This is a genomic window from Enterococcus sp. AZ129 (assembly GCF_051714505.1).
In the GTDB taxonomy this organism is placed as follows: Bacteria; Bacillota; Bacilli; order Lactobacillales; family Enterococcaceae; genus Enterococcus; species Enterococcus faecalis.
Map to the genome: position 1 here is coordinate 804,485 of NZ_JBIORY010000001.1, position 16,018 is coordinate 820,502.

General features: G+C 38.2%; 14 protein-coding genes. 12 read left to right on the forward strand and 2 right to left on the reverse strand.

Features of this window, described 5'->3' with window-relative positions:
* The first annotated feature begins 22 nt into the window (after positions 1-22).
* The 12 genes from mraY to ileS all read left to right on the forward strand — a co-directional run bounded on the left by mraY (position 23) and on the right by ileS (position 13,756).
* Entirely contained in the window at positions 23-988 is a 966-nt protein-coding gene (mraY, locus tag IGJ90_RS04070; protein ID WP_002366386.1) for a phospho-N-acetylmuramoyl-pentapeptide-transferase, read from the forward strand.
* Positions 989-1,010: 22 nt separating this feature from the next.
* Positions 1,011-2,381 (forward strand): UDP-N-acetylmuramoyl-L-alanine--D-glutamate ligase, encoded by a 1,371-nt coding sequence (gene murD, locus IGJ90_RS04075; protein WP_002366387.1) that lies wholly within the window; start codon positions 1,011-1,013, stop codon positions 2,379-2,381.
* A gap of 4 nt (positions 2,382-2,385) precedes the next feature.
* Positions 2,386-3,477, forward strand: a complete 1,092-nt coding sequence (gene murG, locus IGJ90_RS04080) for an undecaprenyldiphospho-muramoylpentapeptide beta-N-acetylglucosaminyltransferase (protein ID WP_002355896.1) — start codon at positions 2,386-2,388, stop codon at positions 3,475-3,477.
* Between the two features lie 8 nt (positions 3,478-3,485).
* A complete protein-coding gene (locus tag IGJ90_RS04085) occupies positions 3,486-4,610 on the forward strand; it encodes a cell division protein FtsQ/DivIB (protein ID WP_002366388.1) in 1,125 nt (374 codons plus the stop codon).
* A gap of 173 nt (positions 4,611-4,783) precedes the next feature.
* A complete protein-coding gene (gene ftsA, locus IGJ90_RS04090; protein WP_002355898.1) occupies positions 4,784-6,106 on the forward strand; it encodes a cell division protein FtsA in 1,323 nt (440 codons plus the stop codon).
* A gap of 26 nt (positions 6,107-6,132) precedes the next feature.
* Positions 6,133-7,365 carry a cell division protein FtsZ gene (gene ftsZ, locus IGJ90_RS04095; protein ID WP_002355899.1) on the forward strand — a complete coding sequence of 411 codons (1,233 nt, stop codon included), beginning with the start codon at positions 6,133-6,135 and terminating at the stop codon, positions 7,363-7,365.
* Between the two features lie 16 nt (positions 7,366-7,381).
* Positions 7,382-8,059, forward strand: a complete 678-nt coding sequence (locus IGJ90_RS04100; RefSeq protein ID WP_002358890.1) for a YggS family pyridoxal phosphate-dependent enzyme — start codon at positions 7,382-7,384, stop codon at positions 8,057-8,059.
* Between the two features lie 13 nt (positions 8,060-8,072).
* Complete coding sequence (locus IGJ90_RS04105; protein ID WP_002358891.1) at positions 8,073-8,717, forward strand: cell division protein SepF; 645 nt, start codon at positions 8,073-8,075, stop codon at positions 8,715-8,717.
* A 28-nt stretch (positions 8,718-8,745) separates the two neighbouring features.
* Complete coding sequence (locus IGJ90_RS04110) at positions 8,746-9,003, forward strand: YggT family protein (protein ID WP_002355902.1); 258 nt, start codon at positions 8,746-8,748, stop codon at positions 9,001-9,003.
* Between the two features lie 26 nt (positions 9,004-9,029).
* Entirely contained in the window at positions 9,030-9,812 is a 783-nt protein-coding gene (locus IGJ90_RS04115; protein WP_438767598.1) for an RNA-binding protein, read from the forward strand.
* A gap of 151 nt (positions 9,813-9,963) precedes the next feature.
* Entirely contained in the window at positions 9,964-10,665 is a 702-nt protein-coding gene (gene divIVA, locus IGJ90_RS04120) for a cell division protein DivIVA (protein ID WP_002355904.1), read from the forward strand.
* A 310-nt stretch (positions 10,666-10,975) separates the two neighbouring features.
* The gene (ileS, locus tag IGJ90_RS04125) at positions 10,976-13,756 is read left to right on the forward strand and encodes an isoleucine--tRNA ligase (RefSeq protein ID WP_033626612.1); all 2,781 of its coding nucleotides are present in this window, start codon (positions 10,976-10,978) and stop codon (positions 13,754-13,756) included.
* 51 nt (positions 13,757-13,807) lie between these two features.
* Here the strand turns inward: ileS and zwf are convergent, their stop codons facing one another.
* Entirely contained in the window at positions 13,808-15,331 is a 1,524-nt protein-coding gene (zwf, locus tag IGJ90_RS04130; RefSeq protein ID WP_002355906.1) for a glucose-6-phosphate dehydrogenase, read from the reverse strand.
* Positions 15,331-15,999: a metal-dependent transcriptional regulator gene (locus IGJ90_RS04135; RefSeq protein WP_002376182.1), complete on the reverse strand. Its 669-nt coding sequence runs from the start codon at positions 15,997-15,999 to the stop codon at positions 15,331-15,333. The genes zwf and IGJ90_RS04135 overlap by 1 nt, the downstream gene beginning before the upstream one ends.
* Positions 16,000-16,018: the final 19 nt, after the last annotated feature.

Sequence of the window (16,018 nt, forward strand, 5' to 3'; positions counted from 1 at the left end):
TAGAATAATTAGGAGAGATAACATGGAGTGGACACAGATTTTTATTCCCATAGTGGTGAGTTTTGCCATTACAGTGAGCGTAATGCCACTATTCATTGGCTATTTTCAAATGAAAAAACAAGGGCAGGTTACTCGTGAAGATGGCCCGACTTGGCATAGCGTGAAAACAGGTACCCCTACAATGGGGGGAGTCGTTTTCCTTGTAGCCAGCTTGATTACTTCATTAGCAATGGGGTTGTTTTTCCACCAATTTACGCCGTCTCTACTAATTATTCTATTTATTTTAGTATTATACGGTTTGCTAGGTTATTTAGATGATTTCATTAAAGTCTTTAAAAAACGGAACATGGGCTTGAATTCTCGTCAAAAATTAATTGGTCAAATTTTTGGTGGGTTGGTTTTCTACTTTGTTTATCGAAGTGAAGGCTTTTCAGAAACCTTAGATTTGTTTGGAGTAGCAGAAGTTCCGTTAGGTATTTTTTATGGCGTGTTTATTATTTTTTGGTTAGTCGGTTTTTCTAATGCCGTGAATTTGACAGATGGGATTGATGGCTTAGTTGCTGGTTTAGGAACAATTTCATTTGGTACTTATGCAATTATTGCCTGGAAACAACAACAATTTGATGTTGTGATTATCTGCCTAAGTGTGATTGGTGGGCTGATTGGCTTTTTCCCTTATAATAGAAAACCAGCAAAAATCTTCATGGGTGATGTTGGTTCATTAGCATTAGGTGGATTGTTAGCAGCAATTTCAATTATTTTGCATCAAGAATGGACGCTACTTTTAATTGGACTTGTCTACGTTTGTGAAACAGCAAGTGTTATTTTACAAGTTGCTTCATTTAAATTATTTGGTCGACGGATTTTTAAAATGTCACCAATTCATCACCATTTTGAAATGTGTGGTTGGTCTGAATGGAAAATTGATTTTGTCTTTTGGTCTGTCGGTTTAATCTGTTCAGGAATCACATTATGGATTCTTTTCTAATCTATCAAAGGGGAAATTGACAATGAAAAAAATAACAACCTATCAAAACAAAAAAGTGTTGGTTTTAGGACTAGCTAAAAGTGGTGTCAGCGCAGCGAAACTCTTACATGAGTTAGGTGCGCTCGTTACCGTTAATGACGCAAAACAATTTGATCAAAACCCTGACGCCCAAGATTTATTAACCTTGGGTATTCGTGTTGTTACAGGAGGGCATCCAATTGAATTGTTGGATGAAGAATTTGAACTAATCGTTAAAAATCCTGGTATTCCTTATACAAATCCACTTGTGGCAGAAGCACTAACTCGGAAAATTCCTATCATAACTGAGGTGGAATTAGCAGGTCAAATTGCCGAATGTCCAATTGTCGGCATTACGGGCACCAATGGTAAAACAACCACGACCACGATGATTGGTTTACTGCTAAACGCTGACAGAACGGCTGGTGAGGCACGTTTGGCGGGAAATATTGGTTTTCCAGCGAGTACGGTGGCTCAAGAAGCAACGGCCAAGGATGATCTTGTGATGGAACTTTCTAGTTTTCAGTTAATGGGAATTGAGACGTTTCACCCACAAATTGCAGTAATTACAAATATTTTTGAAGCACACTTGGATTATCATGGTTCGCGGAAAGAATATGTTGCTGCAAAATGGGCCATTCAAAAAAACATGACCGCAGAGGACACCTTGATTTTAAATTGGAATCAAGTAGAGCTTCAAACGTTAGCCAAAACCACAGCGGCCAACGTATTGCCTTTTTCAACGAAAGAAGCAGTAGAAGGGGCTTATCTTTTAGAGGGGAAATTATATTTTAATGAAGAATATATTATGCCCGCCGATGAGTTAGGGATTCCTGGCAGTCACAATATTGAAAATGCACTCGCAGCGATTTGTGTAGCTAAATTAAAAAATGTATCGAATGTTCAGATTAGACAAACTTTGACAAACTTTTCAGGCGTTCCCCATCGAACGCAATTTGTTGGCGAAGTTCAGCAAAGACGTTTTTATAACGATTCAAAAGCAACCAATATTTTAGCTACAGAGATGGCGTTAAGTGGGTTTGACAACCAAAAGCTACTTTTACTTGCGGGTGGCTTGGATCGCGGTAACTCATTTGATGAATTGGTTCCTGCTCTGCTGGGACTCAAAGCAATTGTTTTATTTGGAGAAACTAAAGAAAAATTGGCGGAAGCTGCTAAAAAAGCGAACATTGAAACAATTTTATTTGCTGAAAATGTTCAAACGGCGGTTACCATTGCCTTTGATTATTCGGGAAAAGATGATACTATTTTACTATCACCTGCTTGCGCAAGTTGGGACCAATACCCGAATTTTGAAGTACGCGGGGAAGCCTTTATGCAAGCTGTTCAACAATTAAAAGAAAGTGAAATGTGAGAAAATGAAGATACTAGTAACTGGTGGTGGCACAGGTGGGCATATCTATCCTGCGTTATCCTTCGTCGAACACGTCAAAAAAGAAGCACCTGCAACAGAATTCTTGTATGTGGGAACAGAAAATGGTTTAGAAAGTCAAATTGTGCCAAAGGCGAAAATTCCATTTAAAACGATTAAAATTCAAGGATTCAAGCGTTCGCTAAGTCCTCAAAATTTTAAAACAATTTATTTATTTTTAACAAGCATTAATAAAGCAAAAAAAATTATTCGTGAATTTCAACCAGATGTGGTCATTGGTACAGGCGGTTATGTTTCTGGTGCAGTAGTTTATGCGGCTCACCAATTAAAAATACCGACAATTATTCATGAACAAAATAGTATCCCTGGAATGACAAATAAATTTTTAAGTCGTTATGTGGATAAAATTGCGATTTGTTTTCCGGATGTCGCTAGTTTTTTCCCGAAAGAAAAAACAATTTTAACAGGGAACCCGCGGGGACAAGAAGTCGTAACGGTGGAAAAGTCAGCTATTTTATCAGAGTTTGGCTTGGATCCAGCAAAGAAAACGGTGGTTTTATTTGGCGGAAGTCGTGGCGCCTTGAAAATTAATCAAGCGTTTGAACAGGCCTTTCCTTTGTTTGAAGAGAGAGAGTATCAAGTTTTATACGCTTCAGGAGAAAGATATTATCAGGAACTTCAAGAAAGTCTAAAGCTTTCTGAAAAGAAATTGACAAACATAAGTGTGCAACCGTATATTGATAAAATGGTTGAAGTGATGGCTAATACCGATTTAATGGTGGGACGTGCAGGAGCAACCTCAATTGCGGAGTTCACCGCATTAGGATTACCAGCAATTTTAATTCCGAGTCCTTACGTCACGAATGATCATCAAACGAAAAACGCGCAAAGCTTAGTAAAAGTTGGTGCTGTTGAAATGATTCCAGATGCAGAATTGACCGGCGCTCGTTTAGTTGCGGCAATTGATGATATTTTATTAAACAATGAAAAAAGACAACAGATGGCAACGGCGTCCAAAGGGGAAGGCATCCCAGATGCAAGTGATCGTTTGTATCAAGTTGTGAAAACGTTAGTCTGAGATAGGAGGTGTGGAAGATTAGTAACGAGAACGATATATTCAAAAAAAGAAAACCATTACCTCCAAAAAAATCGGAAGAGTCTCAACCTGAACTGACACCTTGGCAAAAACAAAACCAAGAATATTTGAAGAAGCAAGCGGAAGAAGCTGCTTCAAAAGGTGAAAACGAACAAGCAGAAGTCACCATCACTTTACAAGAACAAAGTCAAGAAGAGCCTCAACAACATCTTCCACAAGAAACAGTGGAAGAAGAGGAGCATTTTGCAGATCGTTTACCGAACGTTAAGAAAACACGGAACAAGCGCTTATATAGGCGTTTAGCCTTTATTTTAACTTGTTTAGGGACAGCCATTTTAGTGGCATTGTATTTTGTTTCGCCTCTTAGTCGATTGAGTGAAGTAACAGTTTCAGGTAACAAAAGTGTGGAGAGTCAAGCGATTATTCAGCAGTCAAAACTTGAAACGGGCAGTGGCTTATGGGAGCAGTATTCAAATAGAAATTATTTTTCTGCAAATATTCAGAAAAAGTTTCCAATTATAAAAAAGGCGAACATTAAGTTAAATGGTATTAATTCATTTAAAATTGATATTCAAGAGTATCAAATTGTCGCTCTTGCTGCGACTAAAGGCGGCTATCATCCGATTTTAGAGAATGGTAAAACTTTGGCGGAAACCACCAAAGCTGCTGAAAGTGGCAAACCAATTTTTGAGAATTTCAAAGAGGATAAATTAATCCCTGAATTAATGGCCTCTTACAACAAATTACCTCAAGAAATTAAACAAGGAATTTCAGAAATTAAATATGCACCATCCAAAACCAATAAAGACTTGATTAATGTCTATATGAATGATGGAAATCGAGTGATTGTTAATATTTCTGATTTAAGTGAAAAAATGGCTTATTATTCACAAGTAGCCGAGCAAATGGACAAACCTGGAATCGTTGATATGGAAGTCGGCATTTTTTCTTATCCGTATGAAAAAGAAAGTGAAGAAACGGGCAGTGAAGTTTCCGAAGATTCAGCGGTTGGAAATCAAGAAGTTGTGGACCCAAATGCAGGTGTAGCAACGGATGAAGCGAATAACGGTACGCCGACAAATGGAGAAAATCAAGAAGTGCAACAAGCAGAATAAGTTTTTTACAAAAATGTTTCAAAAATTAACGAACAAATTCGTATAATCTGCTTTCTAAAACCCCCATTTTTATGGTAAAATTGGAAGAAGTGAATAATACTAAAAAAGAGATAGTTAAACGGACGCCTTTGTCCGCTTAGATATTGGAATTAATAGGAGGAGGAATTCCGTTCATGGCAAAAACAGGAATGTATGTAGGCCTCGATATTGGTACAACTTCTGTCAAAGTAGTTGTCGCTGAATATATTGAAGGTCAAATGAACATCATCGGCGTTGGAAATGCAAAATCAGACGGTTTGAATCGAGGAATTGTCGTCGATATTGATCAAACAGTTCAAGCAATCCAACGGGCCGTTCGACAAGCCGAAGAAAAAGCCGGCATTCAAATTAAAAGCGTAAATGTTGGATTACCAGCGAATTTATTAGAAGTAGAAAGCTGTCAAGGAATGATAGCTGTTAGCAGTGAATCAAAAGAAATTACAGATGAGGATGTGCGCAACGTCGCATCTGCAGCTTTGGTTCGTTCAACTCCTCCTGAACGTCAAATTGTTGCAATCTTACCGCAAGACTTTACCGTCGACGGCTTTGAAGGCATCAAAGACCCACGTGGAATGCTTGGCGTTCGCATGGAGATGTTTGGCGTTGTCTATACTGGACCAAAAACAATCATCCATAACATCCGTAAATGTGTTGAAAAAGCTGGCTTAGGAATTAACGAATTAGTGATTACACCGCTTGCTTTAACAGAAACAATTTTAACAGATGGCGAAAAAGACTTTGGAACAATTGTCATTGATATGGGTGGCGGTCAAACAACGACATCTGTTATCCACGACAAACAATTGAAATTTACTCATGTTAACCAAGAAGGCGGCGAGTTCATCACGAAAGATATCTCAATCGTATTGAATACTTCTTTTAACAACGCCGAAGCCTTAAAAATTAATTATGGGGATGCTTATCCAGAAAGAACTTCAGCAAACGAAGAGTTTCCTGTTGATGTTATCGGTAAGTCAGAGCCTGTAAGAGTGGACGAACGTTACCTTTCAGAAATTATTGAAGCGCGTGTGGAACAAATTTTGAGAAAATCAAAAGAAGTTCTGGATGAAATTGATGCGTTTGAATTACCTGGAGGCGTTGTGTTAACTGGTGGCGCCGCTAGTATGCCAGGTATTGTCGATTTGGCGCAAGAGATTTTTGAAGCCAACGTAAAACTATACGTACCAAATCACATGGGCTTACGTAACCCAGTCTTTGCTAATGTCATTAGCATTGTGGAATATTCAGCGCAACTAAACGATATTTATCACATTGCCAAATATGCAATCCCTGGTGAAAAATCGAAACCAGCACAATCAGTCGCTGTCCAACAAGAAGTTCGCTATGACACATATGCTGAACAGCCTCAAGAAGAATACGAAGAATTCAACGAACGTGAGTCTGGTGAAAAAGTGACAGGCAAAATCAAAGACTTCTTCTCGAACATTTTCGACTAATCACACAAACAGGAGGATACGATATCATGGAATTTTCATTAGACAATAACATTAACAACGGTGCAGTCATTAAAGTTATCGGTGTAGGTGGCGGCGGCGGAAACGCTGTAAACCGTATGATCGAAGAAAACGTTAAAGGCGTGGAATTTATCACAGCCAATACAGACGTTCAAGCATTAAAACATTCAAAAGCAGAAACAGTGATTCAATTAGGCCCTAAATACACTCGTGGTTTAGGTGCCGGTTCACAACCTGAAGTTGGCCAAAAAGCTGCAGAAGAAAGTGAACAAGTGATTTCAGAATCATTACAAGGCGCGGATATGATTTTCATTACTGCTGGTATGGGTGGCGGAACTGGTACAGGTGCTGCGCCAGTAGTTGCAAAAATCGCTAAAGAATTAGGCGCTTTAACAGTTGGTGTAGTAACTCGTCCATTTAGTTTTGAAGGTCCAAAACGTGGTCGTTTTGCCGCTGAAGGAATTGCTTTATTAAAAGAAAACGTTGATACACTATTAATTATCTCAAACAACCGCTTATTAGAAGTCGTTGACAAGAAAACGCCAATGCTTGAAGCATTTAGAGAAGCTGATAATGTATTACGTCAAGGTGTTCAAGGGATTTCAGATTTAATCACTGCACCAGGTTACGTAAACTTGGACTTTGCTGACGTGAAAACAGTGATGGAAAACCAAGGAACAGCTTTAATGGGGATTGGTGTAGCGAGCGGCGAAGAACGCGTAATTGAAGCAACGAAAAAAGCTATTTCTTCACCATTGTTAGAAACATCAATCGATGGTGCGGAACAAGTCTTATTAAACATTACTGGTGGCTTAGACATGACCTTGTTTGAAGCACAAGATGCTTCAGATATCGTTACAAATGCTGCTTCAGGTGATGTGAACATCATCCTAGGTACATCAATCAACGAAGATTTAGGCGACGAAATTCGTGTAACAGTAATCGCTACAGGTATTGATGAATCAAAAAAGGATAGAAAACCGCACCGTCAAACAAGACAAGCGGTTCAACCAATGCAACAAACAACTCAATCTGTGGAAATGGATCAACCAAAATCACAAGAAGAAGCAAGTGCTTTTGGCGATTGGGATATTCGCAGAGAACAAAATACACGTCCAAAAGTTGACGAATCTTCATTAGAACAAGTAGACAAAAAAGAATTTGATACATTCCACCGTGAAGAACCAAATCACAATGATGACGAATTAAGTACGCCACCATTTTTCCGCAGAAAACGATAAGGAGCATCGATTAGAAATGATAGCTGAAAACTTAACAAATATTAATAATCAACTTCAGCTAGCATGCAAAAGCTCACAGCGCTCTGTTGCTGATGTGACAATGATTGGCGTCACTAAATCAGTAGGAATTGAGGAAGCAGCAGAGCTTGTTCAGCTTGGTGTCCAGAATTTAGCTGAAAACCGAGTAGATAAGTTACTAGAAAAGAAAGCTGGATTGGAAAAATTTAATGATATTCAGTGGCATTTAATTGGTAATTTACAACGTAGGAAGGTAAAATTAATTATTAATGAGATAGATTATTTTCATGCATTAGATAGTCTGAGTCTAGCCAAAGAAATTCAAAAAAGAGCAACGAAAGTTATTCGTTGTTTTGTTGAAGTGAATATAACTGGGGAAGAAAGCAAGCACGGCTTTCGTAAAGAAGACGTCTTACCTTTCATTCAAGAACTTGCTGATTTGGACAAAATTCAAATCGTCGGTCTAATGACTATGGCACCTTTTGGGGCAAGTGAAGAAGTATTACATGCAACATTTAGAGAATTAAAAGAGCTGCAAATGACCGTAAATGAGAAACATTTATCTTTTGCTCCTTGTACAGAACTTAGCATGGGAATGAGTAACGATTTCCCAATCGCAGTTGAAGAAGGTGCAACTTTTATACGAATCGGAACAGCGTTATTCAGAGATGCGTAAAGGAGAGGAATTTATGTCAATTTTTAACAAGGATGCGTTATCGAGCTTTTTTGGCTTATCTGGCGAAGAAGATGATTATTATGATAACTACGAAGAATATGAAGAGCGCAAAGCAGTTAATGAACCACCGCGTCGTGCAGCTCGGCCTAAACCACAACGCCCTGTTCAACAACAGGAAAGTTACAATCAGCCAGCTTATACACAACAAAGTGAGCCTGTAGTTGAAAAACCTTCTGCACGCTATCGTTCTGCTGAAGCGCATCAAGAAAGAGACACACAACAAGCTGCTTACACAGAGAAAAAAGTGGTTTCTATGCGTAGTTCTAATCAATCAGCGACTACGAATACAAGACGAGCACAAGAAAGCACCGCCAATGCAAAAACACATAAAATTACTATTATTGAACCACGTGTGTATTCAGAAGCAATGAGCATTGCGAAACATTTATTTGCTGAAGAAGCTGTGCTAGTTAATTTTACATTAGTAGAAGAAGACCAAGCACGACGCATCGTTGATTTCTTAACTGGTACTGTGTATGCTTTAGACGGAGATATTCAGCGCGTTGGCAATGAAATCTTCTTATGCACACCAGCGAATATGGAAATTGATAGTGCGACAGCACAATCTTTAGCCAACAAACAATTCTTTGATTTCTAAGCCTTAGGGAGGTGTTATTATCGCAACACTGATTACTCTATTATACAAAGGCGTTCAAATCTATTCAGGATTACTAGTGATTTACGCGCTACTTTCATGGTTTCCAGGAGCATATGATTCTGCTTTCGGGCGTTTGCTCTCTAGAATTTGTGAACCATACTTAAGTTTGTTTGACCGTTTGAATTTAAGGATTGGAATGGTTGGATTTAACGTAATGGTAGGGATTATTGTCCTTAACCTAGCAGCGGGTGGCTTAGCAGTCATTTTACGAGCTATTGTTTATTAATAACTTTTAGAAAGGATGATTTATCTATGAACGCAAATGTGTATCAACATTTCCGCAAAGATGAACATCCTTTTATGGACACTGTCGGGGATTGGCTAGAGCAAGTGGAGATGCAATACGCGCCTTATTTGACAGACTTTCTTGATCCTAGACAGGCGTATATTTTGGAAACGTTGATTCGACAAAACAGTGATTTATCGTTTACTTTTTATGGTGGTTATGAGCAAGCAGAACGAAAACGCTGCTTGATTTATCCAGCGTATTACATACCAGAAGAGACAGATTTTGGTGTTGTATTATTTGAAATTATTTATCCATCTAAATTTGCGACATTATCTCATGGGAAAATTTTAGGCACCTTGATGAATGTTGGGGTTCGTAGGGAAGCCTTTGGAGATATTATTTCCGATGGTGATAAGTGGCAGGTTTTTATAGCACAAGAAGTAGCTGGCTTCGTTGTTAACCAAGTCGACAAAATTGGTAAAATTACTGTTCGCTTAGAAGAGCGGGATTATACACAAATTTTGATACCGAAGGATGGTTGGCAAGAAGAGCGAACGACTATGAGCTCTTTGCGGCTGGATAGTGTGATTTCCGCCGTATTTAATATTTCAAGGCAGCGATCAAAACAATTGATCGAATCTGGTAAAGTAAAAGTCAATTGGACAGAAACGACACGACCAGATTTTGCTTTAGACTTATTAGATATTGTTTCGATACGAGGATTTGGGCGCCTTCAGATTCAAGAATTAGAAGGAAAAACAAAGAAAGAAAAATTTCGTGTCCTCTTAGGGGTATTGAGAAAATAATCTCGAACTTTTGTTTAAGAAAACCATTTTGGCTGTTCATTCAGACGAAGTTGTGTATAATAAAAAAAGTAAGATATTTGCTATTTCAGGATTAGTATGAGAATGTGTTCATAAGGGGTTTTACAAAAATAATCCAAAGAGGTGAAGGAATATGGCATTAACTCCATTAGATATTCAAAACAAAGACTTCTCAACAAAAATGAGAGGCTATAACCAAGACGATGTAGATGACTTTTTAGATCAAGTCACACGTGATTATGAAGATGCATTACAAAAAAATCGTGAACTTGAGAAATCATTAAAACACGCAGAAGAAAAATTACAATACTTCAATGAATTGAAAGATGCATTGAATCAATCAATTATTGTTGCACAAGATACCGCTGATAAAGTGAAATCAAGTGCCAATAAAGAATCAGAAATGATTATCACTTCGGCAGATAACCAAGCCAAAGAAACCTTGGTAGAAGCTGAACGTAAATCAAATGCAATGATTGCAGATGCTGAAGCGAAATCAACACAAATCTTAGCAGAAGCAATTGAACGTGCCCGTCAATTAGCTGGGGAAACAGAAGACTTGAAGAAGAAAACACGTGTCTTCCATCAACGCTTAAGCTTAATGCTTGAAACTCAATTAGAGCAAGTAAAGAGTGAAGAGTGGGAAGAGATTTTAAAGCCTTTTTCTAGTTATGTCGGAGACAAACATACAGCAGTTAAGGAAATTCTTGATGAACAAGACCTTGACAACGAAAATGAAACTGTTGTAAACTCTGAAGAGAACACAGATGCTGTAGTAGAAAAAAAGCCTGTAATTGAAGTCACTGAAGAAACAATTGAAGAAGAATCAAAATAGATAGAACAGAACGTTTAATGTTTATTCTTAGCAGCGAGTCAATGATAGTGAAAGTTTGACAGACACTGGCATTAAACAGATCCTCTATCCTAGATGCAGTTCTGAACACTTGAGTAGGAACTGCCGGATAATTACCGTTATCAATTTCAGAGAAAGTAGGGGCAACTCTACTTTGAATTTGGGTGGTAACACGAGTACTTCGTCCCTTGGGATGGAGTACTCTTTTTTTATCTACTTTTATCAGCTATCGTTCATCTTTAGTATGAACTAACACAATTAAATCGATAAAATGAAAGCGAGGCAAATGCATATGAAAATGAAAGAAACATTGCAATTAGGAAAAACAGCTTTTCCAATGCGTGGGAACTTGCCAAACCGTGAAGCAGAATGGCAAAAAGACTGGGAAGAAAAAGGCTTATATGAACAACGTCAAAAATTAAACGAAGGAAAACCAACCTTTGTTTTACATGATGGCCCTCCGTATGCAAACGGAAATATTCATTTAGGACATTCTTTGAATAAAATCAGTAAAGATATTATTATTCGTTCAAAATCAATGTCTGGTTTCCGTTCTCCTTATGTGCCTGGTTGGGATACTCATGGTTTACCAATTGAGCAAGTGTTAACCAATAAAGGGGTTAAACGTAAAGAAATGACTGTCGCTGAGTATCGCGAAAAATGTAAAGAGTATGCCTTATCACAAGTCGATAAACAACGTAACGATTTTAAACGTTTAGGTGTGTCAGGCGATTGGGAACATCCATACATTACGTTAGATCCAGAGTATGAAGCAGCAGAAATTCGTGTTTTTGGTAAGATGGCAGAAAAAGGCTATATTTATAAAGGCTTAAAACCAATTTATTGGTCTCCTTCAAGTGAATCTTCTTTAGCAGAAGCAGAAATTGAATACAAAGATGTAAAATCACCTTCTATTTACGTAGCTTTTAATGTGGCCGATGGTAAAGGTCTTTTAGATAACGAGACAGCCTTCGTCATCTGGACGACAACCCCTTGGACATTACCAGCCAACTTAGGTATTTCAGTTAATCCTGATTTTACGTATGTTGAAGTGAAGGCAGACGGTCGTAAATTTGTAATTGCTAAAGATTTATTAGCAACCGTTAAAGAAGCGATTGGTTGGGAAGAAGTAGAAGTCTTGCGAGAATTTTCTGGTGAAAAATTAGATCGTATGACAGCTCAACATCCATTCTATGATCGAACATCACTTGTTATGCTAGGCGACCACGTGACGCTAGATGCCGGGACTGGCTTAGTTCATACCGCACCAGGACATGGTGAAGATGACTATATCGTTAGCCGTAAATATGATTTACCTGTTATTTCTCCTGTTGACAGTCGAGGGGTCTTTACAGATGAAGCACCTGGTTTTGAAGGAGTTTTCTATGACAAAGCGAATCCAATGATTACTGAGTTATTAGAAGAAAAAGGCGCGTTATTAAAATTAGATTTCTTTACGCATAGTTATCCACATGACTGGCGTACCAAAAAACCAGTTATTTACCGTGCAACGCCACAATGGTTTGCTTCAATCTCTAAATTCCGTCAAGATATTTTAGATGAAGTTGAGAAAGTTGACTGGCTAATTCCTTGGGGAAAAACACGTTTGTATAATATGATTCGTGACCGTGGTGATTGGGTAATCTCTCGCCAAAGAGCGTGGGGTGTACCATTACCGATCTTCTATGCTGAAAATGGGGAAGCCATCATTACGCCAGAAACAATTGAACATGTAGCGAATTTATTTGCAGAACATGGATCAAATATCTGGTTTATGCGTGAAGCAAAAGAGTTACTACCAGCCGGCTTTACACATCCAGGTTCACCAAATGGCGAGTTTACTAAAGAAACAGATATCATGGACGTTTGGTTTGACTCAGGTTCTTCACATGAAGGGGTTTTACGAGAAAGAGAAGAGTTAACTTTCCCAGCAGATATGTATTTAGAAGGTTCTGACCAATATCGTGGTTGGTTTAACTCAAGTATTACAACAAGTGTTGCTATCAATGGGGTAGCGCCTTATAAATCAATCATTTCTCAAGGAATGGTTCTCGATGGCGAAGGCCGTAAGATGAGTAAATCGTTAGGCAATACTATCTTACCTGAAAAAGTTATCAATCAAATGGGGGCAGATATCTTACGCTTGTGGGTAAGTAGTGTTGACGCGGAAGCCGATGTGCGTGTCTCAATGGATATCTTAAACCAAGTATCTGAAGTGTACCGGAAAATCCGTAATACTATGCGTTTCTTGTTAGCGAATACGAGTGATTTTAATCCAGCTGAGCATACTGTAGCTTATGCTGATTTACGTTCTGTAGATAAATACATGACGGTTCGTTTAAATCAAGTCATTCAAGAAATCCGTGAAAATGGTTATGAAAAATATAATTTCATGCATATTTATCGGACAGTTATGAACTTCTTAACTGTGGATCTATCTTCTTTCTATTTAGACTTTGCGAAAGATGTCGTTTATATTGAAGCTGAAAACGATTATCAACGTCGTTGTATGCAGACTGTTTTCTATCAAACATTGGTTTCGTTAACAAAATTATTGACACCAATTATTCCACATACAGCGGAAGAAATTTGGAGTTTCTTACAAGAAGAAGAAGAGTATGTGCAATTAGCTGAATTCCCAGGTTACGAAACGTTTACTAATGAAGAAGAATTAATGGATACATGGGCAGCCTTTATGGATTTCCGTGACAATGTCTTAAAAGCGTTGGAAGAAGCTCGTCATTCTAAATTAATCGGTAAATCGTTAGAAGCCAAAGTGACCGTTTATCCAAATGAACAAATTCGTCAATTAATGACAGCTGTTGATGCAGATATTGCTCAATTACTAATTGTTTCCGACTTTGAAGTATCAAAAGAAGTAGCACCTAGTGAAGCTGTTCAATTTGAAGACATGGCTATTTTAGTTGAAAAAGCAGAAGGCGAAACGTGTGACCGTTGTCGTTCCGTTCGTCAAGATGTCGGCTCAGATGAAAAATTACCAACACTTTGTGGCCGTTGTGCACACATTGTTGAAGAAAATTATCCAGAAGCGGTTGCTGAAGGATTCGAATAAACAAGAAAAAAGATCCGCTAGTCGTTAACTAGCGGATCTTTTTTGGCTTATTTATTGATCAAGTTGACCGCGGTCACGGTACCAGTTATCTGGTTGCCATTCCCAAGTAAAGCCATCTTTTTCTAATAAGTCGAAGGCAGCTTGCGGGCCCATTGTGCCAGCGGCATAATTAGGGAAAGAAACGTCTGTTTTATCCCAAGCATGTCGAATAATGTCAACAATGCGCCAAGATTGGGCAACTTCGTCCCAATGAGAGAAGTTTGTACTATCGCCATTTAGGCAGTCTAATAGAAGTTTTTCGTATGCTTCTGGACTATTTTCAGTCATTTCGGCACTTTGACGGAAATCAAGTTTCACTGGAGTTGTATTGAACCCTTGACCGATTTCTTTTCCATTTAAGGTTAATGAAAATCCTTCAGTTGGTTGGATATAGATAGTTAAAACATTCGGTGGTAAATCGGTTTTATCGCATTCTTCACACGTATCATCTTTGAAGACATTAATAGGTACTTGTTTAAAGACGATGTTAATGCGTGTGCCTTTTTCAGTTAATCGTTTACCTGTGCGAACATAGAAAGGGACGCCAGACCAACGGAAATTATCAATTAAAAATTTACCAGCAACAAAAGTTTCAGTGGATGAAGTTTCTGCCACATTCGGTTCATCACGATAGGCTGCAAATGTTTGATCAGCTAGCTGACCTTCGCCGTATTGTCCACGCACGAAATTTTGAAGGGCTTCTTCTTCAGAATAAAGGCGGATGGCACGTAAAGCTTTTACTTTTTCAGTCCGAATTTCTTTTTCAGAAAAAGCAACAGGAGGCTCCATAGAAAGCAATGCAACGACTTGTAAAATATGATTTTGAACCATATCTTTTAGTGCGCCACTGTGGTCATAATAGCCGCCACGATCCTCGACACCTAAGCTTTCAGCGAAGGTGATTTGGACATTATCAATGTAACGATTGTTCCATTGTGATTCAAAAATATTATTGGCAAAACGAATGGCTGAAATATTTTGGATCATTTCTTTGCCTAAGTAATGGTCAATTCGGAAAATATCTTGTTCAGGAAATGCAGCACGAATTTCTTCATTTAATTCGTAGGCAGATTCATAATCAGAACCAAATGGCTTTTCGATAATTAGACGATCAAAGCCTTCTTCCGAAATAATATGTTGTGATTTCAAGTGATTAACAATGGTTCCAAAGAATTGAGGGGCCATAGCTAAATAGTAAACATGATTGCCTTCTAAGTGGTATTGTTCATTTAGGCGATCAGATAATTCTTTTAAGGTATTATAATGTTCCGTATCATTCACATTATGTGATTGGTAATAGAAATGACTAGAAAATTCAGTTGCCTCTTCGGCCGTGGGATTTAAGTCTTGAATGGTTTCACGGACGATTTCACGATAGTATTCGTCTGTCCATTCCCGACGTGCGGTACCAATCACCGCAAAACGCTCAGCTAATAATCCTTTTTTATATAAGCGGAACAGGGAAGGATACAATTTACGTTTGGCAAGATCACCTGTCCCCCCGAAAATAGTAAATAATGCTACTTTTTCATTCATTAGTTTTCCTCACTTTCTCTAATCAACGGCTCAACAAAAATTGTGTTTGCTGCTTTAAAGCTGACGGATAGCTCTTTGTTTTCATTACAAATGGTGATCGGTCCTTCATATGCAGCAATTTCTTTAATCGTATATTCTTCTTGAATATTTAAATCAATGGAAACTAAATAATCCAGTAATTCTTTTTCGTCTAAGACACGTGCAATCCGAACTTTTGTGCCAACAGGGTAGTCTGTTAACGTTTGGCGTTTCTCCTCATGAATGGGTTGATTATCTTCGGGAATAACACCACCGTGTGGACAAAATTCTGGATGATTTAAATAATCCGCTAAACGGTTCACAAGCGTCTGTGAAGTAACATGTTCTAAAACTTCTGCCTCTTCGTGCACATCATTCCAAGTGTAATTTAAGTGCTCTACTAAAAAGACTTCCCAGATTCGGTGTTTGCGAATTAACGTACTCGCTTTTTTTAAGCCTTTTTCAGTTAATTGTACCCCTTGATAAGGAGAATGCTCAACCAAATCTTCTTTTACTAACTTTGAAATCATCTCACTAACCGAAGCTGCCGAAACATCGAGTCCAGAAACAATTTGTTTATTATTCACTTTAACTTCGTCGCCACCTAATTCAAAAATTAATTTTAAATAGTCTTCGCGATTTGGTGTCATAGGGGCTCATCCTTTCAAA

Coding starts and splice junctions, on each gene's coding strand:
- ftsA (WP_002355898.1), top strand. CDS start 4,784: ATGGCAAAAACAGGAATGTATGTAGGCCTCGATATTGGTACAACTTCT.
- IGJ90_RS04105 (WP_002358891.1), top strand. CDS start 8,073: ATGTCAATTTTTAACAAGGATGCGTTATCGAGCTTTTTTGGCTTATCT.
- ileS (WP_033626612.1), top strand. CDS start 10,976: ATGAAAATGAAAGAAACATTGCAATTAGGAAAAACAGCTTTTCCAATG.
- murG (WP_002355896.1), top strand. CDS start 2,386: ATGAAGATACTAGTAACTGGTGGTGGCACAGGTGGGCATATCTATCCT.
- murD (WP_002366387.1), top strand. CDS start 1,011: ATGAAAAAAATAACAACCTATCAAAACAAAAAAGTGTTGGTTTTAGGA.
- mraY (WP_002366386.1), top strand. CDS start 23: ATGGAGTGGACACAGATTTTTATTCCCATAGTGGTGAGTTTTGCCATT.
- zwf (WP_002355906.1), bottom strand. CDS start 15,331: ATGAATGAAAAAGTAGCATTATTTACTATTTTCGGGGGGACAGGTGAT.
- IGJ90_RS04135 (WP_002376182.1), bottom strand. CDS start 15,999: ATGACACCAAATCGCGAAGACTATTTAAAATTAATTTTTGAATTAGGT.
- IGJ90_RS04100 (WP_002358890.1), top strand. CDS start 7,382: ATGATAGCTGAAAACTTAACAAATATTAATAATCAACTTCAGCTAGCA.
- divIVA (WP_002355904.1), top strand. CDS start 9,964: ATGGCATTAACTCCATTAGATATTCAAAACAAAGACTTCTCAACAAAA.
- ftsZ (WP_002355899.1), top strand. CDS start 6,133: ATGGAATTTTCATTAGACAATAACATTAACAACGGTGCAGTCATTAAA.
- IGJ90_RS04115 (WP_438767598.1), top strand. CDS start 9,030: ATGAACGCAAATGTGTATCAACATTTCCGCAAAGATGAACATCCTTTT.